We start from the raw sequence: 22,428 nt of genomic DNA, 5'->3' as shown, positions 1-22,428 counted from the left end.
GGGGCCCCGATTGTCAAAGCGTAGTCGCTATTTTTGCCAGCGGCCTTCGAAGCCTTCGGGGATCAACAGGATATCGCGGTTCACGTCCTGAATATTGCGGTGTCCGCAAAAGGCCATCGATAGGTCCAGTTCTTTGTGGATCACTTCCAGCGCTGAAGTCACGCCGGCTTCGCCCATCGCACCAAGCCCATAGATATAAGCGCGCCCGATATAGGTGCCTTTGGCCCCCATTGCAGTGGCTTTGAGCACGTCCTGGCCCGAGCGGATGCCGCTGTCCAGGTGCACCTCGATCTTGTCGCCAACGGCATCAATGATTTCAGGCAGCGCGCGGATCGAGCTGAGCGCGCCATCCAACTGACGTCCTCCGTGGTTAGAAACGATGATCGCGTCGGCCCCCACATTGAGCGCCTGTTTTGCGTCTTCGGCATCCATGATGCCCTTGATAATGAACTTGCCGCCCCACATTTTCTTGAACTTGGCGATCTGTTCCCAATCCAGCGACTGGTCAAAGGCTTCGGCTGTCCATGACGATAGCGAGCTGGCGTCTTTGATACCCTTGGCGTGCCCGACAATATTGCCGAAGAAGCGCCGTTTTGTGCCCAGCATGCCCAGACCCCATTGCGCCTTGGTCATCATGTTGGCGATTGATTTGACGGTCAGTTTGGGCGGAGCGCTGAGACCGTTTTTGAGGTCTTTGTGGCGCTGGCCCAGGATCTGCAAGTCAACGGTGACCACAATCGCCGAACATCCCGCAGCGCGGGCGCGGTCAAACAGGCGGCGCATGAAATCTTCGTCTTTGAGGGTGTAGACCTGAAACCAGAACGGTTTGGTGGTGTGTTCTGCGACATCTTCGATCGAGCAGATTGACATCGTCGACAGGGTAAAGGGCACGCCGAATTTCTCGGCGGCGCGGGCGGCTTTGATTTCGCCGTCTGCGTTTTGCATGCCGGTCAGCCCAACCGGTGCCAATGCGACTGGCATCGAGACATCTTCGCCGATCATTTGCGTTTTGGTCGAACGCCCGGTCATGTCCACAGCAACCTTTTGGCGCAGGTAGATGTCTTCGAAGTCCGAGGTGTTTTCGCGGAAGGTTTGTTCTGTCCAGCTGCCAGATTCGGCGTAATCGTAGAACATGCGGGGAACACGGCGTTGATACAGCCGTTTCAGGTCGTCAATGTTGGTGATTACGGGCATGTTGGCCTCACTTTCCCTCATATTGGTAATGTTCATTTACCAATATGCGTGTTTTGCGGCAAGCGAATTTGTGCAATGCCGCTATGCGCCTGATGCATAGCTGATTGAGCACGCAGGTATCCAGCCGCAAAAATCCGGTTTTTTTTGTGCGTGAATTCCAGGACGGCGCGGGGGCGCCGACCCGTTAAGATCAGATGGTGTCGACGTTGCCCGCGTAGACTTCGACAATATGTTTGTCGGCGACCGCCGCGAGGTCGGCAATTTCCTTTTGCTGATCCTGCGAGAGAATGCCGTTTTCCGGCGCGTTTGCGATGGCGTTGAGCGCCTGATCGCGGGCCTCTTCGAAAGCGCCGCGGCGGTTGGAGGCTTCGTAGTCATCCCGGCCCATGCGTTGAAATACGTTGGGGATAAACTGATCGCGGCATCCGGCTACGGTATGGTCGCTGTCCAGGAAATGCCCGCCAACGGCAACTTTCATCATTTCATCGAAATTCAGAGACTCGTCTGAAATGTCCGGTGTGCGCAGGAAGCGGCGGGTCATGGCGCCAATCTCATTATCAAGCACGGCCTGTACCGGGCTGAACACGGTGGCGCATTCAAGCTGGCCGATCCCGCCCAGAATATCAGCCCCGGACAGCGCGACTGTCTGCATCAGCATGGCGCGTTCGGCCATGGATTGATGATCCGCGTCGGGGGTATCCGAGCCTGACCCGTATGTGTGGGCCATCAGCCCGTAGCCATGTTTGACCAGCTGGATCGACAAAGACGCCGCCTGAAGCGCCTCGACGCTGGATTGCAGCGCGCTGCCGGTGCGCATATCGAGCGCGAACATGAGGGGCGTGGCAATCACCGGAAGGCCGGGCGAGAGCACATGCGCCATGGTGATCATGCCAACAATCTCGGTCACCGCCATCAGGGTCATGGACGGTGCAGAAAGTGGCGCGGTACCGCCGCCGCTGGGCAGAGAGCAGGCGTGAACAGGCACGCCGTATTTGCCACAGGCGATGATTACTTCGGTGTCCATGTATTTGAATTCAAGCGGAGAAAAGGAACAGGTGATTGTGCTGGTCGAGGGGTGCGCGCGCAACTGGTCTTCGCCACCGGCGGCGATTGCTGCTATCTTTAGCAGGTAGTCAACGTTCTCTTTTTGATAGGGCTGCATCCAGACATGTTTGCGGGTGCCGTTGGTGATGCGCGCATAGGAATGAATGTCGGCAGTGACTTCGGGCACGCCATGCACAAACGGGTGGGCGACAAAGCCAACCTGATCAAGCGTGTCTGCAACGGCAGCAATTTCACCGGCGGCCGTCAGGTCCACATTGCGATACGAGGCATCGCGTGGATCGACATAGCCATGTCCGCCAGTGCCTGTGCGCAGAATAAATCCCCGATCCGGGCGCGGCAGGGGCATGTCAAACGCCCGTGTTTTGCCCGCCAGAGTGGTCGATTTCGGGGTCGCTGCCAGCGCCTCGTGCACCAATTCGCGGGGCAGGCGCAGGCGTCCGGCCTCGGACCCTTCGCGCGCGCCCGCTTTGATCAGGGCGGCATGTGCTTTGGGGTGTACGATCATCATGCCGTAGTCTTCGAGCAGGCGCAGCACACGTTCCTTGAGGAAGTCCATGCGGTCGCTGTCAAGAAACCCGAACCCGGCGCGCGGCCCGATCACGTGTTCCATGTTGAAGGCATCAGCAGATGCGCGGCTGACGGGTGGGTTTTTGCGGCCGCGTCGTTTGCGGGCCGGATTGTCGGGGGTGGGTTGTGCGTTCTGTTCGGGGCTCATGTCCATCTCCTCTCCTTCAATTGCGAAAGATGAGCTTGGCACACACCGATTCTGCTCACTGCCTGCCGACTTGAGCAGGGTGAGGATAACAAGGGCGTGGCCCCGATCAAGGAAATTATCAGGCGGCGTGGGCGCCGTCGGCCAGTGATTTTACGAAATCGTGCACTTCTGACACCGGTTTTCCTGCCGCGATCTGGCTGACAATCGCCGATCCGACCACTGCGCCATCGGCCACCGAGGCGATGGCACGCGACTTTTCGGGAGAGTTGATCCCGAACCCGACAATAATTGGCAGGTCAGTGCTGGCTTTGATGCGCGCCACTTCCGGGGCGACGTCGCCAGCTTCGGCCTCGGCAGAGCCGGTGATGCCGGTGATCGAGACGTAGTAGACAAAGCCGGATGTGTTTTGCAGCACTTTGGGCAGGCGTTTGTCATCGGTCGTGGGGGTGGCGAGGCGGATAAAGTTCATCCCGGCCGCCTGTGCCGGAATGCAAAGCTCGTCGTCTTCCTCGGGCGGAAGATCCACGACGATCAGACCGTCAATGCCGGCAGCTTTGGCATCGGTCAGGAACTTGTCGACGCCCCGGCTGTAGATCGGGTTGTAATACCCCATCAGAACAATCGGCGTTGTATCGTCGGTTTTGCGAAACTCGGTCGCAAGGTCGAGGGTTTTCTGCAAGGTCATGCCAGCCGCCAGAGCGCGCTGACCGGCCAGTTGAATTGTCGGACCATCCGCCATCGGGTCGGTGAACGGCAGACCCAGTTCGATCACATCAACACCGGCCGCCGGGAGACCTTTGACTACTTCCAAAGAAGTGTCGTAGTCGGGATCGCCTGCCATGATATAGGCCACAAAGGCCTTTTTACCTGCGGCGTTCAGCTCGGCGAATTTGGCGTCGATACGAGTCATCGGCTGGTCCTTGTCTTTGGTTTCTCCTCATGTGCCGGAACCCGCGCGGGAAATCAATCCCGCCCGGGCGTTTGGGCCATTGTCAGTTTCGTTGTTTCAGAAAGAGCGGTGGTAGCGCACCAATACCGAATTCACACCGGGGTTGGTTGTGCTGATACCTGCGTTGGATTTGTGTTGAAAGGCCAGCGACATCGCGGACTTTTCGTTCCAGCGATACCCAAGCCCCAGAACGCTGCGAAATTCGAGTGTATTGCCAAGATCGTTGAGAGAGCTGCCCTCGAAATAGGCGCCGGGCATCAGGCTGAGTTCCACAAACCACGCGTCCGTGACGGCGTATTTATTGACCAGACCCGCACCGATGAAGTTGTTACCTTCGGTATCCGTGGACAACACGGCGCCCCATTCAAAGGACAATCGGCCAATGTGGTGAAAAGGTTTATGGTGGTATTCGATTTCGACCACCGTCGCATCCGAAGCACTGCCGAGTGAAAAATCTGAATAGCCCAATCCCAGAATAATCTCTTGAGCGGATGCCGGATTTGCAAGAAAACTGATAGCCAGCGCTTGAAATAGTTGTTTCATGTGTATTTCCAGATAGTACTTGTGAGTGTCTTTCGCATTGGGTCTTTGGTGAGAACAACGGATGCAAAGTGTGTGGTTTCTGCGATGCAGGCAATTCACGTTTAGTCACTGCCTTGTGTTCAAAGGACGCCGATCATCCCGTGGGTGCCGAAAGGATCGGTAAGCATACCAAAGGACGGGGCATAGAATGTGGCGCCAAAAACCTCTGCGCAAAAGCCTATTGCTTCCTCGGCAGTGCCGTCGAATTTCAGAAATGGCATAAGAGTCATGGTCCGTCCCCCCTGTCACAGGTTCTAACACGTGGCTTGCGTCGCAACCAAACACTGCATATTAGCACCACGAGATTGTGATAGGGGGCCGGTATGGGTTTCAAAATGGGGATTGTGGGGCTGCCTAATGTAGGTAAGTCGACGCTGTTCAACGCACTGACCAGAACCGCCGCCGCGCAGGCTGCGAATTTTCCGTTCTGTACCATCGAGCCAAATGTGGGCGAAGTCGGCGTGCCGGATGCACGTTTGGACAAGCTGGCAGCGATTGCGCAGTCCAAACAGATCATTCCAACCCGCATGACATTTGTTGACATTGCCGGTTTGGTTAAGGGCGCCAGCAAGGGCGAAGGATTGGGCAACCAGTTTCTGGCCAACATCCGCGAAGTGGATGCGATTGCACATGTATTGCGGTGTTTTGAAGATGGTGACGTGACCCATGTTGAGGGGCGTGTTGATCCGGTTGCAGATTCCGAGACCATCGAAACCGAGCTGATGCTGTCCGATCTGGAATCGATCGAAAAACGCCGCGCCAATCTGGTGCGCAAGCTAAAAGGCAACGACAAAGAGGCGCTCCAGCAGGATCGTCTGTTGGCCGCTGCGCAAGCGGTTCTGGAAGACGGCCAGCCCGCACGCGTTGTGGATGTGGACGAGGAGGACCTCAAAGCGTGGAAGCTGTTACAGCTTTTGACAACCAAGCCGGTTTTGTACGTTTGCAATGTGGGCGAGTCGGAAGCGGCTGAAGGCAACGCACATTCTGCGAAAGTGGCAGAGATGGCAGCGGCGCAGGGCAACAGCCACGTGATTATTTCGGCGCAGATCGAAGAAGAGATCAGCCAGCTGGAAGATGACGAAGCCACCATGTTCCTTGAAGAGATGGGGCTGGAAGAGGCCGGGTTGGATCGGTTGATCCGGGCTGGCTATGAGCTGTTGCATCTGGAAACGTATTTTACGGTAGGTCCCAAAGAGGCCCGCGCATGGACGATCCGGCAGGGGACAAATGCCCCGCAGGCCGCCGGTGTGATCCACGGCGATTTCGAAAAGGGCTTTATCCGCGCTGAGACGATTGCCTATGACGACTATATCGCCAGCAATGGCGAGCAGGGTGCCAAGGAAGCCGGGAAGATGCGGGCCGAAGGCAAGAGCTATGAAGTGCAGGACGGCGACGTGATGCATTTCCTGTTCAACAACTGATGACTGACCGGACGTATGCCGTGCGTGCGTTCTCAGGATCTTAAGTGACAATTTGCAACGGTTTTGGTCTGTCTCAATGTGCGAGGCAGACTGTCCGTTTTGGTGCCAAGCGCACGCTTACGCCTTGCAAATGCGCAAGGCTTAAGCGGCAGATAGTCGTTTACATCACTGGACATTCATGGGCGCCCGATCTGGATGCGCACTGCCGGGCCGGGTTCTGAGCGGTGGAAAAGACGCGCGGTCCCGGCTGAGACGTTGATATTTTCGGTCAGGCGTTAGAAGATCGCGTTTTGAACCTGTTGCGCAATGTGACTTGGACGAACGAAGGCGGCGAAACAGTCGGCCACTGGCCCTGAACCGGGTCATGAGGGAAGGGCAGCGCGATGAAGACAGACGTGACAGAGGCGGCGTTGGTCGTCCTGTTTGGCGGGCGCTGAGCATGTCAGCTGTGCTTTTGATCGAACAGACACTGAACGGGCTGCAATTTGGCGTGATGCTGTTTCTGATGGCCGCAGGATTGACATTGATCTTTGGTGTGATGGGTCTGATCAATCTGGCACATGGATCGCTTTACATGGTTGGTGCTTTTGCGGCAGCGGCTGTGGCGGCTGCGACGGGGTCTTTTATTCTGGCGCTGATCGCCAGTCTGGTGGCCGCCGCCCTTGCCGGGGTCATTGTCGAAGTCACGGTGATCCGCAGGCTTTATGATCGAGACCATCTGGATCAGGTTCTGGCGACTTTTGCGCTGATCCTGATATTTTCCGAAGGCACGCGCTGGGCGTTTGGGTCGTTTCCATTGTTTCTGGACAAGCCCGCGTGGTTGTCGGGTACTGTGATGCTTCCTTTTGGGATTGAATACTCGCTTTATCGCCTCTCGATCATTCTGGTCGGGCTGGCCGTGGCAGCCGGGCTGTTCTGGATGATTGCCCACACACGTATTGGCATTCAGATACGCGCCGGAGAAAACGACCGGGAAATGATTGCCGCTTTGGGCGTGAATATCTCGCGGCTATATACGCTGGTCTTTGCGCTGGGCGCGGGGTTGGCGGGATTTGCCGGGGCGATGATTGGCGCCATTCAATCAGTGCAGGTCGGGATGGGGGAGCCTGTGCTGATCCTGGCGTTTGTTGTGATTGTGATTGGCGGGATCGGGTCCATCAAGGGCGCGCTGGTGGGGGCGATACTGGTTGGGCTGACAGATACGTTGGGGCGGTTGTTGCTGCCCAAGGTGTTTGCGGTGTTCATGGACCCCGCCGCGGCGGCGTCTGTTGGGGCATCGCTGGCGTCGATGGCGATCTATATTCTGATGGCGGGGGTTCTTTTGTTCCGCCCATCCGGCCTGTTCCGGGGGGCATGATATGCGCAGAGAAACCTGTCTGAACATCGCGTTGCTGCTGATCCTGCTGGTGTTCCCGCTTTGGGCGCTGAGCGTTGATGAGCCGTTTCTGATCACGTTGACCACCCGCGCCGTGATCTTTGCAATTGCTGGTGTGGGATTGAATTTCGCGTTGGGGCTGGGGGGATTGGTCAGCTTTGGTCACGCTGCGTTCTTTGGCGTTGGTGGCTATGCGATGGGCATACTGGCGTTTCATGCGCAGTCTTACACGCCGTTGATGGAGTGGCCTTTTGTGATCGAAGGCACCAAATCCATGCTGGTGATCTGGGTTGTGGCAATCATCGTTTCGGGCGTGGTTGCGCTGGGGTTGGGGGCGTTATCTTTGCGTACCTCGGGCGTGTATTTCATTATGATCACGCTCGCCTTTGCTCAGATGTTTTACTATTTCGCGATCTCGTGGCCCGCGTATGGCGGAGAGGACGGTCTGTCGATCTATGTGCGCAACGGCTTTGCCGGGTTGAACACAATGGTGCCCATTCAATTCTATGCCATTTGCTATGCGTGGCTGCTGGCCGTTCTGGGGTTTGTGTATTGTGCCGCGCGTGCGCCATTTGGGCTTATGCTGAGCGCAGCGCGACAAAACGAGGATCGCGTTCAGGCGGTGGGACAAACGCCTTACCGCCTGTATCTGGTGGCCTATACAATTTCGGGCGCAATCACCGGATTGGCAGGCGCGCTGTTTGCCGATCTGAACCGCTTTGTCAGCCCGACCATGTTTTCATGGCAAACCTCGGGTGAGATCATGATCTTTGTCATTCTCGGCGGGGTTGGACGGGTGTTTGGACCGGTGGCTGGCGCGGTTTTGTTTATCCTGCTGGAACACGTGCTGGGCGGTCTCAGCGCATTTTGGCATGTCTATCTCGGCGCGATCCTGTTGGGCGTGGTTCTGTTTGCGCGGGGCGGCGTGTTTGGGCTGCTGACCGGGCGGGAGGTGGCGCATGACTGACCCGGTTCTAAGCGTAGAAGGCATTTGCAAGGCGTTTGGCGCGCTTGAGGCGAGCCGGAACATCGACATTGATTTGCGCAGCGGCGAAATTCACGCGTTGATTGGGCCAAACGGGGCTGGGAAATCCACGTTGATCAGCCAGATCGCCGGGGCATTGCAACCCGACAGCGGCAGGGTGGTTTTTGGCGGGCAGGATGTCACTGCGATGTCCACGGCGGCCCGGTCACGGCTGGGCATGGCGCGCACGTTTCAGATTTCGTCGCTGGCCATGGAATACACGGTTTTGCAGAATGTCGTGCTTGGGGCACTTGGCGCGCGGGGCGATGTGTTTCGGTTCTTTCGCCCGGTGATGAAGGATCGTGCTCTGCTGGAGCGCGCCAGTCTGGCATTGCAAAAGGTCGGGTTGGAAGAGTTTCGCGCCTTTCGCACATCAGAGCTTTCACATGGGCAACGGCGCCAGCTTGAGGTCGCCGTGGCGCTGACGCTGGAGCCAAAGGCGTTTTTGATGGACGAACCTATGGCTGGCCTGGGCGCAGAGGGATCACAACGATTGATGGGGTTTCTGGACGGGTTGCGCCACCAGACGCCAATTCTGTTGATTGAGCATGACATGGATGCCGTATTTGCGCTGGCAGATCGGATCAGTGTGCTGGTTTACGGAGAGATCATTGCCACCGGGTCGGTTGATGACATTCGCAACAACCCGTTGGTGCGCAGCGCCTATCTGGGTGAAGAGGCGGACGCATGAGCCTTTTGAAGCTGTCCCAAATCGCCGCCTTCTATGGTCCCAGCCAGGCCCTGTTCGACGTAAGTCTGGAGATTGAAAAGGGCCAGGTTGTCGCGTTGATGGGGCGCAACGGCATGGGAAAATCGACCACGGTGAAGGTAATTTGCCGGATGCTGAAACACCAGGGCGGGTCGCTTTTGTTTGACGGGCGCGACATTGCTGGATTTCCGAGTTTTCGGGCAGCGCGGGCCGGGATTGGATTGGTGCCGGAAGGGCGCAGATGCTTTTCGAACCTGAGCGTGCATGAGAACCTGAGCGCGGCAATGCGACCGGGGAACTGGGATTTTGCGGCCGTGGCGCACCTGTTCCCACGATTGGCAGAGCGCAGGGATCAGCTGGCAGCGTCGCTGTCTGGTGGAGAGCAACAGATGCTGGCCATCGGGCGGGCCTTGATGACTAACCCGCAGCTTTTGATCCTTGATGAAGCCACAGAAGGGTTGGCGCCGGTTGTGCGTCAGGAAATCTGGCAGGCAATTGCGCGGTTGAAAGCTGACACCGGCATGGCGATCCTTGTGATCGACAAGTCGATCCGGGAATTGTCGCGCGTTGCTGACACTGCGGTGATCCTTGAAAAGGGCGTCACCGTCTGGGACGGGCCGTTCGCCGATTTGTCGCCAGACATCACCGATCGGTATCTGGGCGTCTGAGGAGCCTTTTATCTACGATCTTCCTCCAGAAAAGCGGCGTGATACCCGGAGTTACAGGATGCTTGGGAAATTATGGGACGCAAGATGGGAAACTGTGGGATATACGGGTGATCTGAGCGGCCGGGGACCACGAATCGTGAATTTTTGCAGGATCCATTGACTGAGACCGCTCTGTTTTGGCCTAAGAAATCATAACATTTTTCGAAATCATAATAATTTCCGGGAAAGTATGGGAAATATTTTGCTGAGCGGCGATCACTATATATAGCGACCAATTTTTCATGTAACACTATATAGCGCGGCAACTTTAGAGATTTCTTGAAAACCTCAAGTTTTTAAGGTCAGATGAAGGCTGATGTTAGTAATTGGTGGCAAATTTTTTTGTTGATTTCCATGAATTCCCATGTCATCCCTATATACAAGATGAAGACGGGAACAAAGGGGCGCTAAAGACCCCGAGATAATCAAAGTCAGGTTTCATACAGGCACCGCTTTCATCGAATTAGAGAGATCCGGCGCGCGGGCGAGCAGACATCCCCCCAGGTGGCGCGCGCAGCTGGACACCCGCTAGAGCGGGACGAGGGCGGTGGATTGATCAGTGGCAGCAGATCAATCCGCCGTTTCCTTTTCCGGGATAGCAAAAAATGGGACGTAGTTAGAAAGGGACCAGCACGCCGTGGCACGCAGGTTCAGAGGCGAAAGCGACCATAAGGTCGACAGTAAGGGCAGGGTGTCTATCCCGGCCTCGTTTCGCCGTGTCATTCAAAGCTGTGATCCTGAATGGACCGATGGTCTGCCCCCGCGACTGATCCTTGTTTATGGCGGTGCGACGCGCGACTATCTGGAAGGTTTCACCATCGAAGCGATGGATGAGGTCGACGAAAAAATCTCAAAATTCCCACGTGGATCGGCCAAGCGTAAGGCGATGGAGCGTCTTTATTCGGCGCAGACCGTCGAGATCGTTCTGGACGATACAGGCCGGATTGTCTTGCCCGCCAAGCTGCGCGAAAAGATCGGGCTGGACGGTATGGCGCGGTTTATCTCCTCGGGTGACACGTTTGAAATCTGGAAGCCCGAAGCAGACGATGCGTTGCGAGATGCATTGGAAGAGGATGGTTTTGACCCGGATATAGACCCGTCGGTCTATCTGGATGGCGATCTTGGCTGAGATGGGGTCTGATAAGCCGCACATTCCCGTATTGATTGATGCCATTTTGACGCGCTGTGCACCGATTTCGGGGCGGTGGCTGGATGGTACATTTGGCGCTGGTGGATATACCCGCTGTCTGCTGGATGCAGGCGCGGATAAGGTTTTTGGCGTAGATCGCGATCCGCTGGCCTTTGAGATGGCGGCCCCTTGGGTGGGGGAGTATGGCGACCGGATTGAGCTGGTTGCCGGTGTGTTTTCGAAGATGGATGACTATGCGCAGGATCTGGATGGGATTGTGCTGGATCTGGGTGTGAGTTCGATGCAGCTGGATCTGGCAGAGCGTGGGTTTTCGTTCATGAGAGACGGTCCGCTGGACATGCGGATGAGCCAGGACGGGCCTTCGGCGGCTGATATTGTCAACACGGCCACAGAAGAAGAACTTGCCAATATTCTGTTTCATTATGGTGAAGAGCGCGCCAGCCGACGGATTGCGCGCGCGATCTGTAAGGCACGTGCTGTGCAGCCGTTGAGCACAACGCTTGAGTTGACTGAGATTGTCGAAGGATGCCTGCCGCGCTCGAAACCGGGGCAAAGCCACCCGGCGACGCGCAGCTTTCAGGGGTTGCGGATCGCGGTAAACGACGAATATGGCGAGCTGTTTCGCGGCTTGATGGCGGCCGAGCGGGCGCTAAAGCCGGGCGGTGTTCTGGCGGTTGTGACGTTCCATTCAATTGAAGACCGTATGGTCAAAAGGTTCATGCAATCGCGTGCGGGTCGCACCGGAAACGTTAACAGATATGCCCCAGAGGTGGAGCGCGATGCGCCGGCATTTGAATTGATGACGCGCAAAGCGGTTGGGCCGGATGCGGACGAGTTGGCGGTGAATCCGCGGTCACGGTCGGCCAAGCTGAGAGTGGCGCGCCGTACGGATGCGCCTTCGGGCGAAGTTTTCGGAAAAGACATTGGAATGCCGATACTTGAGGGGCGACGCTGATGCGAACTGTTTTGTTCATGATGGCAGCAATGGCGGTGATTGGTCTGGCTGTTTGGGCCTATCAGGAAAATTACCGTACGCAGAAAACGATTGTTGAGACCGAAGAATTGCAACGCCAGATTGGTGACGCCCGGGCACGGTTGGCGGTGCTCAAGGCCGAATGGGCTTATCTGAACCGGCCTGAACGGCTGCGTGATCTGGCAGAAATTAACTATGATGACCTGCAGCTTTTGCCGCTGCGTCCAAACCAGTTTGGCAAGATTGATCAGGTGGCATATCCGCCAAGCGATCTTGAGATTGATCTGAGCGGCGCGGTCGATGTGTCCAGCCAGGAGGCGTACCCATGATCCGCAAACCGCTCCGGCCTTTGGCCTCGATTCTGCGTGCGCGTGATGTTGGTGAAAACCCAGACGCGATCGAACGTGAAAATATCCGGCAACGCCACGAAGAAATGCGCGACAAAGGACGGCAGCGCGCCGAGGGGCGACTGTTCATTATGTCGATCCTGTTTCTGGGAGGTTTTCTGACGGTGTGTGCCCGCATGGGTATCGTCAGCTATTCCGAAGCGGTCGAACCGCGCGCCAATTATTCGGCCAACCGTATTGTTGCGCAACGTGCCGATATCGTAGACCGCAAGGGGCGCATTCTGGCGACCAATCTGGAAACGCATTCGCTGTATGCACAGCCGATGCATATGATCGACAAAGAACGTGTTGCCAAAGAGCTGGTCGATATCTTCCCCGACCTGGATCAGGAGCGTTTAGTCAAGGATTTCACCGGCAAGCGTAAGTTCTTGTGGATCAAGAAAAAACTCAGCCCGGAGCAAAAACAAGCAGTACATGACATCGGTGATCCGGGATTGCAGTTTGGCTCCCGTGAAATGCGTCTTTATCCCAACGGAAAACTGGCGGCTCACATTCTGGGCGGCGCCAGTTTTGGCAAAGAAGACGTGCATGCTGCCGAGGTGATCGGGGTTGCAGGTGTCGAAAAGCAGTTTGACGAAGCGTTGCGTGATCCGGCCAATGGCGGCAAGGCGTTGACCCTGTCGTTGGACCTGACGGTTCAGACGGCGGCAGAGCGGGTGCTGTATGGTGGTATGAAGCTGCTGAATGCCAAGGGCGCTGCGGCGATTTTGATGGATGTGCACACAGGTGAGATCATCGCGATGGTCAGCCTGCCCGATTTTGACCCCAACGACCGGCCACGTCCGCCCACGAAAGGCCACGCAGCTGATAGCCCGTTGTTCAACCGGGCGGTGCAGGGGCTTTACGAGCTTGGATCTACCTTTAAGATTTTCACGGCAGCACAGGCGATGGAATTAGGACTGGCCAATCCGTCGACCATGATCAAGACAGCCGGGCCTCTGCGGTGGGGCAAGTTCAAAATTCGCGATTTCCATAATTACGGCGCAGAGCTCACCCTGACCAAGGTGATTGTGAAATCGTCCAATATCGGCACGGCCCGCATGGCGCAAATCATTGGTGCCAAACGCCAAAAAGGGTTCCTGCGCGATCTTGGCTTCTTTGAGCCGACGCCGGTTGAAGTTGTAGAGGCGCGTGGCGCACAGCCATTGTTGCCGAAAAACTGGTCGGAGTTGTCGACCATGACAATTTCATATGGGCACGGATTATCGGCAAGCCCGCTGCATCTGGCGGCTGGGTATGCAGCGATTGCCAACGGCGGTACGCGGGTGCTGCCAACTTTGCTGAAACGCAATGCCGTTCAGGAAGGGCCGCGCGTGATGTCACGGGCCAGCGCCGAAAAGGCGCGTCGTATGTTGCGTCTGGTTGTGACCGAAGGAACGGCCAGTTTTGGGGATGTGCCCGGCTATGCGGTGGGTGGTAAGACCGGTACTGCCGACAAGCCCAAAGAAAGCGGCGGCGGCTATTATGAGGACAAGGTGATTGCGACGTTCGCGTCGATGTTCCCGGCCCATAACCCACGATATGTACTGGTTGTGTCGCTGGACGAACCGGTCGAAACATCGGGGCCAAAACCACGCCGTACGGCAGGTTGGACGGCTGTTCCGGTGGCCGCAGAAATGATCACGCGAATTGCGCCTCTATTGGGGCTACGTCCTGACGTTGAACCCGGGCATTTGGCTGATATAACGCTGACATCAAATTAAGCCGAACAAGGGCAACGCAGATGGCAGTACAGGCAAGACAGCTTTCGGATCTGGGACTGACCGCTGCAAAGGGAGCGAACCCGCAAATCACCGGACTTGCCGTGGACAGCCGCGAGGTCAAAGACGGTTTTTTGTTTGCCGCTTTGCCCGGCACACGGGTGCATGGCGGCGAATTCATTCAATATGCATTGCGTATGGGGGCCTCGGCCGTATTGACCGACGCAGAAGGCGCGCGCATCGCGGCCAAAGAGCTTGCCGAGTATGGCGCGGCGTTGGTTATTGCCGAAGACCCCCGACAGGCATTGGCCTTCACAGCCGCGCTTTGGTTTGGTGAGCAGCCCGGTGTCATGACGGCGGTCACGGGCACCAATGGAAAAACCTCGGTTTCGACGTTTCTGCGTCAAATCTGGCAGGCGATGGGGCTTGAGGCGGTTAATCTTGGCACCACCGGGGTTGAGGGCGATTTTCAAGCGCCTTTGCAACACACCACACCCGAACCGATCACATTGCATCGTACACTTGCCGCGTGTTGCGACGCAGGGGTTCAGTTTGCGGCTATGGAAGCGTCAAGCCACGGGCTTGCCCAGCGACGTCTGGATGGCGTGGTGTTGCGGGCGGCCGGATTTACGAATTTCACGCAGGATCATCTGGATTATCACGACAGCTTTGAGGACTATTTTGACGCAAAAGCGGGGCTGTTCGCCCGTGTTTTGCCCGAAGACGGCGTCGCTGTGATCAACACCGATGATGCGCGAGGCGTTGATATGGTGGCGATTGCAAAGGCGCGCAGGCAGGACGTGATCACGGTTGGTCGCACGGACGCGGATTTGGAGCTGTTGGGGCAACGGTTTGACAGCATTGGCCAGGATGTGCGCTTTGCCTTTCGCGGCCGGACCTATCAGGCGCGGCTGAACCTGATTGGTGGTTTTCAGGCTGAGAATGTGATGTTGGCGTCGGGACTGGCGATTGCCTGTGGCGCAGAACCCGAGCGGGTGTTTGAAGTTCTCGGTGATCTTGTCACGGTGCGAGGACGCATGCAGCTGGCGGCGACGCGCGAAAACGGTGCCGCTGTTTTTGTGGATTACGCGCATACACCCGATGCGGTGGAAACGGCGCTTATCGCGATGCGTCCGCATGTGATGGGACGTCTGATTGCGGTTGTGGGCGCGGGCGGCGACCGTGATGCCAGCAAGCGCCCGTTGATGGGGCAAGCGGCGGCGCGCAATGCGGATGTGGTGTTTGTCACCGACGACAATCCGCGCAGCGAAGACCCGGCCAGCATTCGCGCCATGGTGATGCAGGGCGCGCCCGAGGCCACCGAAGTGGGCGATCGTGCCGAGGCGATTTTGCGCGCTGTTGATGCGCTGGGGGCAGGGGATGCTTTGTTGATTGCCGGTAAGGGCCATGAGAGCGGGCAGATTATCGGCAATGATGTTTTGCCGTTTGATGATTGCGAACAGGCCAGCGTGGCTGTTGCGGCGCTGGATGGGGGATTGGCATGAGCCTTTGGACTTCGGACGCTGCGGCGCAGGCCACCAATGGGCGTGCCACGTGCGACTGGGTATGCGACGGCGTATCTATTGACACCCGCACATTGCAACCCGGTGATCTGTTTGTGGCCTTGACCGCCGCGCGGGATGGGCATGAGTTTGTGGCTCAGGCGCTCGAAAACGGGGCTGGTGCGGCTTTGGTCAGCCGGGTGCCAGATGGCATGCCAGCAGACGCACCGCTTTTGATTGTTGACGATGTTCTGGCGGGGCTGGAGGCTCTGGGCCAGGCTGGTCGTGCGCGCACCGATGCGCGTGTGGTTGCGGTGACCGGGTCGGTCGGCAAGACATCCACGAAAGAGATGCTGCGGGCGATGCTGTCCGGACAGGGACGCACGCATGCCAGCGTGGCAAGTTATAACAACCATTGGGGCGTGCCATTGACGTTGGCCCGGATGCCTGCGGACACAGAGTTTGCGGTGATTGAGATTGGCATGAACCATCCCGGCGAAATTTCACCGCTGGCCCAGATCGCACGACCGCATGTTGCGTTGATCACGACAGTCGCGGCGGTGCATCTGGAAGCCTTTGAGAACGTTGAAGGTATTGCCCGTGAAAAGGCTGCATTGTTTGACGGAATGGATCGTGATGGCGTGGCCATTTTCAATGCGGATCTGGATACAACCGATATTTTACGGTCCCGCGCCGACAAGTTGGGCATGCAGGCGATTGAATTTGGGCGCGCGGCGTCTGAGTGGGTGTTGCGGGATGTTCGGCTGAGTGGTGACACCACGGTGGCGCAGGCACGGGCGCAAGGCACCCAGTTGGTGTTCAAAATTCAAAGCGCGGGTGCGCATTTCGCGATGAATGCCCTTGGCGCGCTGGCAGCTGTTGACGCATTGGGCGCTGATCTTGCCATGGCAACCAGTGATCTGGGGCGTTGGGCGCCTTATTCCGGGCGCGGCGTGCGCGAGACGATCTGGCTGGACCCGGTTGAAACAGATCGCACGCTTGATCTGATTGATGACGCGTATAACGCAAATCCGACCTCTTTGGGCGCGGCTTTGGATGTTTTGGCTGCGGCGCAACCGGTCGATGGTGTTGGGCGGATCGGAAAAGGCCGCCGGATCGCCTTTGTCGGTGACATGAAGGAATTGGGACCGCAGGAAAACGCGATGCATGCAGCGCTTGCCACCCATACCGCGATGCAGGCGATAGATGTTGTGCATTGCGTGGGACCGTTGATGCAGCATTTGCACAACGCGCTGCCAACAGACAAACGCGGGCTTTGGGTCGAAACCAGTACAGAACTGGCCGGGCAGGTGCATAACCTGGTTGATGCAGGCGATTGTTTGCTGGCCAAGGGATCATTGTCGATGGGCTTGGCCAAGGTGGTTGACGCCGTGCGAAAACTGGGTCATCCCGCCCCGCAATCAAAAAACGAGGACGCGTGAATGCTGTATTGGCTGACCGAGCTGTCGGATGGCGGGGATTTCTTTAATCTGTTCCGCTATATTACTTTCCGTGCCGGTGGCGCGTTCATGACGGCGTTGTTGTTTGGGTTCATTTTCGGGCTACCGCTGATCAATGTGTTGCGGCGCAAACAGGGTAAAGGACAGCCCATTCGCGATGACGTCCCCGAAGGGCATTTTGTCAAAGCCGGAACACCCACAATGGGTGGTCTGTTGATTGTGGGGGCATTGCTGACCTCGACATTGCTGTGGGCACGTCTGGACAATGGGTTTGTCTGGCTCGTGCTGTTTGTCACGTTGGCTTATGGCATGATCGGTTTTGCGGATGACTATGCCAAGGTGTCCAAGCAGAATACCAAGGGTGTGTCGGGGAAAATCCGGCTGTTGCTGGGGTTTATCATCGCCGGAATCGCGGCGTGGTGGGCTGCGTATTTGCAACCCGAGGCCCTGCAGATGCGGCTTGCCCTGCCGGTTTTCAAAGATACGCTGATTAATCTTGGCTTTTTGTTTGTACCGTTTGCCATGTTTGTGGTGGTCGGGGCGGCAAATGCGGTGAACCTGACCGACGGGTTGGATGGGCTGGCGATTATGCCGGTGATGATTGCCGCCGGGACGCTGGGCATCATTGCCTATGCGGTCGGGCGCGTCGACTTTACCGAATATCTTGATCTGCATTACGTGCCTGGCACCGGTGAAATCCTGATCTTTACGGCCGGCATAGCAGGCGGGGGGCTTGGGTTCCTGTGGTACAACGCACCACCTGCGGCTGTGTTCATGGGGGATACCGGGTCTTTGGCGTTGGGCGGGGCGTTGGGCGCGATTGCCGTGGCCACCAAACACGAGCTGGTGTTGGGCATCGTTGGTGGTTTGTTTGTGGTCGAAGCATTGAGCGTGATCATTCAGGTGCTGTATTTTAAACGCACCGGCAAGCGGGTGTTCCTGATGGCGCCAATCCACCATCACTATGAGAAAAAGGGATGGGCTGAGCCGCAGATCGTGATCCGGTTCTGGATCATTTCCCTGATCCTGGCGATGATTGGTTTGGCGACGCTGAAAGTTCGCTAAGCCGGTTTTTTGGCCCGATTTTTACGATGTGAATTTCTGCCGAGTATGGGTCTGGTCGCTGGCTGGGCCGTTGGGATCACTTGTGCTGGCTTGCGCGGGCAGGCAAGGTCGCTTTTGCAGGAAGTGAGGATGTGTCATGATTCCAGTTCAGGGTTTTGCAGGGACCGAGGTGGCCGTTTTGGGCTTGGGCCGGTCTGGTCTGGCCTCTGCCCGGGCCTTGCGGGCCGGGGGCGCCATTGCGGTTTGTTGGGATGACAATCCATCCGCGCGCGCCTTGGCCGAAGAAGATGGGTTTGAATGCCGTGATTTGTTGGCGCCGGGGGCGTTTGAAGCGGTCGCGTCCCTGATCGTCAGCCCGGGTATTCCGCATCTTTATCCCGAACCAAACCCGGTGGTTGCCGCAGCGCTAGTTGCCGGGATCCCGGTGGACAACGATATAGGATTGTTTTTCCGATCGTTTGCCACGCCCCAGTGGAACAATTTCGATATCGCGCCAAAAGTTGTTGCGGTGACCGGTTCAAATGGCAAATCGACCACGTCGGCGTTGATCCATCATGTGTTGCAGGAAAGCGAGCGGCGCACGCAATTGGCGGGTAATATCGGGCGTGGTGTGCTGGATTTGGAACCGGCCGAAAATGGTGAAGTGATCGTGCTGGAATTGTCCAGCTATCAGACAGAGCTGGCCCGGTCGCTGACCCCGGATGTGGCCGTTTTTACAAACCTGTCGCCGGATCATCTGGATCGGCATGGGGGAATGGGCGGCTATTTTGCAGCGAAACGCCGGTTGTTTGCCGAAGGTGGCCCGGATCGCGCGATTATTGGCGTGGATGAGGCCGAGGGGCGGTATCTGGCGGGGCAATTGTCCGAGGGCCCGGGCGATGACCGGGTGATCCGGGTGTCTGTGGCGGGCAAGCTGACCGGGCCAGGCTGGCAGGTTTTTGCGCGCAAAGGGTTCCTGAGCGAGTGGCGCAAAGCGCGTCAGACCGGGTCGATTGATCTGCGCCTCATCAAAGGGTTGCCGGGCACGCATAATCATCAGAATGCCAGTGCAGCTTACGCCGTGGCGCGCACCTTGGGGTTGGCGCCCAAAGTGATCGAAAAGGGATTTGCGAGTTTTGGCGGCTTGCCGCATCGCAGCCAGATTGTTGCCGAGAAAAATGGCGTCACCTATGTGAACGATTCAAAAGCAACCAATGTTGATGCTGCCGCCAAAGCGCTGGCCGCGTTCAAGCGCATCCGGTGGATCTGTGGCGGGCTTGAGAAAGAAGGTGGTCTGGGCGCGTTGCCAAACCATGCGGGCGCGGTTGTCAAAGCCTATGTGATCGGGCGCGAGGCGGCGGCGTTTGCCATGCAGCTGAAAGGTGTCGATGCTGAAGTGTGCACTTCCATGGAGCAGGCTGTGACACGCGCGGCGCAGGAGGCCACCGAGGGGGACACAGTGCTGTTGGCTCCGGCTGCGGCCAGCTTTGATCAATACGACAGCTTTGAAAAGCGTGGCGATGATTTCATGACGCAGGTCGCGCGTGTAGAGGGGTGAAACCGGTCAGGTTTCGCGCGCTTTAATAGCTTGGCCCGCAGCCCAGCCAGATGACCAGGCCCATTGAAAGTTAAACCCGCCCAACCAACCGGTTACGTCGACAGCTTCGCCTATTGCGTAAAGGCCGGGAACTGTCTTTGACATCATGGTTTTTGAGGATAATTCGTCCGTGTCGATGCCACCCAAGGTCACTTCTGCAGTGCGATAGCCTTCGGTGCCATTAGGGCGCAGACGCCAATTGCAAATTCGTTCGGCAAGGTCTTTCAAAGCGGTGTCGCTTTGATCTGCGATGTTTCCGGTCAGGGCCCATTCTTTGGTCAGATGATCGGCGAGTTTTGACGGCAGGATCTGTCCAAGGATTGTGGAAAGATTACGTCGCCCATCAGTGCTGCGCTTTTGGCGGAGCGATTGAAAGACATCCATGTCGGGCAACAAGTTAAGTGCAATGTCTTCACCTTCACGCCAGTAAGAGCTGATCTGCAACATTGCCGGGCCAGACAGGCCGCGATGTGTGAACAGCAGCGCTTCGTCAAATGCGGTGCCGCCAGCAGTGGCACGAACGGGTAAGGCGGTGCCAGACAGTGGTTTGAACGGGTTGTCAGAAAAGGTGAAGGGGACAAGACCGGGGCATGTGTCTGTCAGGGCCAGATCAAATTGTCGGGCGATGTCATACGCGAGCCCGGTTGCACCCATTTTCGGGATCGACTTGCCGCCAGTGGCCAACACCAGATTACGAGCGCTCAGGGCTTCGCGCTGACCTTCCGTCTCGGTTTCGATCGTAAATGTGGCCCCATCGTGAGAGACTCTTTGGATCGTGGTATTCACCCGCAATTCAGCCCCAGCGCTGTCCATCTCGGCGCGCAGCATGGCGATGATGTCTTTGGCGCTGGAGTCACAAAACAACTGCCCGAGTGTTTTCTCGTGGTAGGGAATGCGGTGGCGCGCGACAAGCTCGATAAAGTCCCATTGCGTGTAGCGTTTAAGAGCGGACTTGCAGAAATGCGGATTTTTCGACAGGAAATTTTCCGGTGCAGCGTACATGTTGGTGAAATTACAACGCCCACCGCCCGAGATGCGGATTTTCTCGCCGGGCGCCTTGGCATGATCCAGTACCAATGTACGCCCGCCCGAATGGGCGGCGCACATCATACCAGCCGCACCAGCGCCAAGGATGATTGTGTCATATTTCATGGGACGCGGGGTGCCTGATGTTTGTGTGGAGGTCAAGCAGAGGCAGGTAGGTCGGACAGATTGTCCGACTTACGAGGAACCGTGACTGTCTGCAAAGAGGGGAAGTCTGTAGCTGACTTCTCTCCCGGTCTCAATTCAAAGACGTCACCCGCCCCCACAAGTCATACTCCCCGGCTTCATCCACTTCCACAGTCACAATGTTACCGACTTTCAGCTCACTCGTGTTTTCGTCGATAAACAGGTTGCCGTCGATTTCTGGCGCGTCCGCTTTGGTGCGGCATGTGGCGATGCCGTCTGCATCGATGTCGTCAATAATGACGTCCATGAACTCGCCAACTTTGGCGGCGAGTTTGGCTTCTGAGATGGCTTGCGCTTTTTGCATGAAGCGGTCCCAGCGATCCTGTTTGACCTCTTGTGGAACATGGTCAGACAGCGCATTTGAGCGGGCACCGTCGACGTTTTCGTATTGAAAGCAGCCGACTCTGTCGAGTTGGGCTTCGTCCATCCAGTCAAGCAGGTGCTGGAATTCAGCCTCGGTTTCCCCCGGATAGCCAACAATGAATGTCGAGCGCAGGGTGATGTCCGGGCAGGTATCGCGCCAGCGGGCGATTTCATCGAGGGTTTTGGCCCCGGCGGCGGGGCGGGCCATGCGTTTGAGCGTGTCCGGGTGGGAATGCTGAAACGGAATATCTAGGTAAGGCAGGATCAGGCCATCCGCCATAAGTGGGATCAGGTCGCGCACATGTGGATACGGGTAGACATAATGCAGTCGCACCCATGCATCGAACTGTCCGAGTTCACGTGCCAGATCGGTGATATGGCTGCGAACTTCCCGGTTTTTCCATGGATGGGGCGAGTATTTGCGATCAAGCCCATAGGCCGACGTATCCTGTGAAATGACCAGCAGTTCGCGCACACCGTTTTCGACCAGTTTTTCAGCCTCGCGCAGGATGGCGTGCACCGGGCGGCTGGCCAGTTTTCCGCGCATAGCGGGGATAATGCAGAATTTGCAGGCGTGATTGCAGCCTTCTGAAATCTTGAGATAACTATAGTGTCGTGGAGTGAGAGAAACACCCGAGGCGGGCAGAAGGTCAACAAACGGGTGCGGATCGGGCGGCACGGCGGAATGAACCGCGTCGAGCACCTGTTCATATTGGTGCGGACCAGTCACGGCCAGAACTTTGGGATGTGCGCCAGTGATATACTCAGGCTCAGCGCCTAGGCAGCCGGTGACAATGACCTTGCCGTTTTCTTTCAGAGCCTCTCCGATGGCCTCGAGGCTTTCGACCTTGGCGCTGTCAAGAAATCCACAGGTGTTCACGACCACTGCATCTGCACCGGAATAATCGGGCGAAATACCGTACCCTTCGGCGCGCAGCCGGGTCAGGATGCGTTCGCTGTCCACCAGCGCTTTGGGACATCCCAGAGAGACCATACCGATGGTCGGCTGGCCGGGGCGGGTGTCTCCGGTCAAAGTGGCGCGGGCGAGGTCGGGGCGCAGGTCTGGCGGGTTGGTGCTCATCCGGGGCGTATAGGGGATAGAATGGGAATTGGGAATTGTTGAATTGGCAGTAAGCGACTGAGCGTTTGTGGATGATCCTAAGACGCGATTGTCAAACTGTGGTTGCCGCAGCGGGCGCGCACCAGGTTGTGATGGGTTGATCATTGCGCCGGTGCCCATCTGGCGGCTAGGCTGAGGCAA

Annotated in this window: 20 protein-coding genes; 13 read left to right on the top strand and 7 right to left on the bottom strand. The window is 57.2% G+C overall.

Annotation, left to right across the window (positions count from 1 at the left end; all coding sequences use genetic code 11):
- Nucleotides 1-27: 27 nt before the first annotated feature.
- The 5 genes from ABJI08_RS22015 to ABJI08_RS21995 all read right to left on the bottom strand — a co-directional run bounded on the left by ABJI08_RS22015 (nucleotide 28) and on the right by ABJI08_RS21995 (nucleotide 4,735).
- Nucleotides 28-1,194 carry an alpha-hydroxy acid oxidase gene (locus ABJI08_RS22015; protein WP_348404024.1) on the bottom strand — a complete coding sequence of 389 codons (1,167 nt, stop codon included), beginning with the start codon at nucleotides 1,192-1,194 and terminating at the stop codon, nucleotides 28-30.
- A 190-nt stretch (nucleotides 1,195-1,384) separates the two neighbouring features.
- Nucleotides 1,385-2,974: a trimethylamine methyltransferase family protein gene (locus ABJI08_RS22010; RefSeq protein WP_348403997.1), complete on the bottom strand. Its 1,590-nt coding sequence runs from the start codon at nucleotides 2,972-2,974 to the stop codon at nucleotides 1,385-1,387.
- 118 nt (nucleotides 2,975-3,092) lie between these two features.
- Entirely contained in the window at nucleotides 3,093-3,884 is a 792-nt protein-coding gene (gene trpA, locus ABJI08_RS22005) for a tryptophan synthase subunit alpha (RefSeq protein WP_348403996.1), read from the bottom strand.
- 96 nt (nucleotides 3,885-3,980) lie between these two features.
- Nucleotides 3,981-4,466 carry an acyloxyacyl hydrolase gene (locus ABJI08_RS22000; RefSeq protein ID WP_348403995.1) on the bottom strand — a complete coding sequence of 162 codons (486 nt, stop codon included), beginning with the start codon at nucleotides 4,464-4,466 and terminating at the stop codon, nucleotides 3,981-3,983.
- A 119-nt stretch (nucleotides 4,467-4,585) separates the two neighbouring features.
- Nucleotides 4,586-4,735: a hypothetical protein gene (locus ABJI08_RS21995; RefSeq protein WP_348403994.1), complete on the bottom strand. Its 150-nt coding sequence runs from the start codon at nucleotides 4,733-4,735 to the stop codon at nucleotides 4,586-4,588.
- 93 nt (nucleotides 4,736-4,828) lie between these two features.
- Here ABJI08_RS21995 and ychF point away from each other — a divergent pair, with 93 nt between their 5' ends.
- The 13 genes from ychF (at nucleotide 4,829) to murD (ending at nucleotide 19,535) form a co-directional block, all read left to right on the top strand.
- On the top strand, nucleotides 4,829-5,926 hold the full coding sequence (gene ychF / locus ABJI08_RS21990; RefSeq protein WP_348403993.1) for a redox-regulated ATPase YchF: 1,098 nt from the start codon (nucleotides 4,829-4,831) through the stop codon (nucleotides 5,924-5,926).
- A 439-nt stretch (nucleotides 5,927-6,365) separates the two neighbouring features.
- Entirely contained in the window at nucleotides 6,366-7,283 is a 918-nt protein-coding gene (locus ABJI08_RS21985; RefSeq protein WP_348403992.1) for a branched-chain amino acid ABC transporter permease, read from the top strand.
- A gap of 1 nt (nucleotide 7,284) precedes the next feature.
- On the top strand, nucleotides 7,285-8,268 hold the full coding sequence (locus ABJI08_RS21980; RefSeq protein WP_348403991.1) for a branched-chain amino acid ABC transporter permease: 984 nt from the start codon (nucleotides 7,285-7,287) through the stop codon (nucleotides 8,266-8,268).
- Complete coding sequence (locus ABJI08_RS21975; RefSeq protein WP_348403990.1) at nucleotides 8,261-9,016, top strand: ABC transporter ATP-binding protein; 756 nt, start codon at nucleotides 8,261-8,263, stop codon at nucleotides 9,014-9,016. The genes ABJI08_RS21980 and ABJI08_RS21975 overlap by 8 nt, the downstream gene beginning before the upstream one ends.
- A complete protein-coding gene (locus ABJI08_RS21970; protein WP_348403989.1) occupies nucleotides 9,013-9,702 on the top strand; it encodes an ABC transporter ATP-binding protein in 690 nt (229 codons plus the stop codon). Before ABJI08_RS21975 ends, ABJI08_RS21970 begins: the two co-directional genes overlap by 4 nt.
- A gap of 676 nt (nucleotides 9,703-10,378) precedes the next feature.
- Entirely contained in the window at nucleotides 10,379-10,870 is a 492-nt protein-coding gene (gene mraZ, locus ABJI08_RS21965; RefSeq protein WP_348403988.1) for a division/cell wall cluster transcriptional repressor MraZ, read from the top strand.
- Nucleotides 10,854-11,846 (top strand): 16S rRNA (cytosine(1402)-N(4))-methyltransferase RsmH, encoded by a 993-nt coding sequence (gene rsmH, locus ABJI08_RS21960; RefSeq protein WP_348403987.1) that lies wholly within the window; start codon nucleotides 10,854-10,856, stop codon nucleotides 11,844-11,846. Before mraZ ends, rsmH begins: the two co-directional genes overlap by 17 nt.
- A complete protein-coding gene (locus tag ABJI08_RS21955; RefSeq protein WP_348403986.1) occupies nucleotides 11,846-12,193 on the top strand; it encodes a cell division protein FtsL in 348 nt (115 codons plus the stop codon). The genes rsmH and ABJI08_RS21955 overlap by 1 nt, the downstream gene beginning before the upstream one ends.
- Nucleotides 12,190-13,974 (top strand): penicillin-binding protein 2, encoded by a 1,785-nt coding sequence (locus tag ABJI08_RS21950; protein ID WP_348403985.1) that lies wholly within the window; start codon nucleotides 12,190-12,192, stop codon nucleotides 13,972-13,974. Before ABJI08_RS21955 ends, ABJI08_RS21950 begins: the two co-directional genes overlap by 4 nt.
- A 20-nt stretch (nucleotides 13,975-13,994) precedes the next feature.
- A complete protein-coding gene (locus ABJI08_RS21945) occupies nucleotides 13,995-15,476 on the top strand; it encodes a UDP-N-acetylmuramoyl-L-alanyl-D-glutamate--2,6-diaminopimelate ligase (protein WP_348403984.1) in 1,482 nt (493 codons plus the stop codon).
- Nucleotides 15,473-16,915 (top strand): UDP-N-acetylmuramoyl-tripeptide--D-alanyl-D-alanine ligase, encoded by a 1,443-nt coding sequence (gene murF / locus ABJI08_RS21940; protein ID WP_348403983.1) that lies wholly within the window; start codon nucleotides 15,473-15,475, stop codon nucleotides 16,913-16,915. The genes ABJI08_RS21945 and murF overlap by 4 nt, the downstream gene beginning before the upstream one ends.
- The gene (gene mraY / locus ABJI08_RS21935) at nucleotides 16,916-17,998 is read left to right on the top strand and encodes a phospho-N-acetylmuramoyl-pentapeptide-transferase (protein WP_348403982.1); all 1,083 of its coding nucleotides are present in this window, start codon (nucleotides 16,916-16,918) and stop codon (nucleotides 17,996-17,998) included. It abuts the gene before it with no gap.
- Between the two features lie 136 nt (nucleotides 17,999-18,134).
- Nucleotides 18,135-19,535 carry a UDP-N-acetylmuramoyl-L-alanine--D-glutamate ligase gene (gene murD, locus ABJI08_RS21930; RefSeq protein ID WP_348403981.1) on the top strand — a complete coding sequence of 467 codons (1,401 nt, stop codon included), beginning with the start codon at nucleotides 18,135-18,137 and terminating at the stop codon, nucleotides 19,533-19,535.
- 6 nt (nucleotides 19,536-19,541) lie between these two features.
- Here murD and ABJI08_RS21925 read toward each other — a convergent pair whose 3' ends face one another.
- Complete coding sequence (locus ABJI08_RS21925) at nucleotides 19,542-20,726, bottom strand: NAD(P)/FAD-dependent oxidoreductase (RefSeq protein ID WP_348403980.1); 1,185 nt, start codon at nucleotides 20,724-20,726, stop codon at nucleotides 19,542-19,544.
- 130 nt (nucleotides 20,727-20,856) lie between these two features.
- A complete protein-coding gene (rimO, locus tag ABJI08_RS21920; protein WP_348403979.1) occupies nucleotides 20,857-22,248 on the bottom strand; it encodes a 30S ribosomal protein S12 methylthiotransferase RimO in 1,392 nt (463 codons plus the stop codon).
- Nucleotides 22,249-22,428: the final 180 nt, after the last annotated feature.

The organism is Shimia sp. (assembly GCF_039969785.1).
Lineage (GTDB): Bacteria > Pseudomonadota > Alphaproteobacteria > Rhodobacterales > Rhodobacteraceae > Shimia.
The sequence above is the reverse complement of the archived record's forward strand: the minus strand, read 5'-3'. Positions and strand labels throughout refer to the sequence as shown.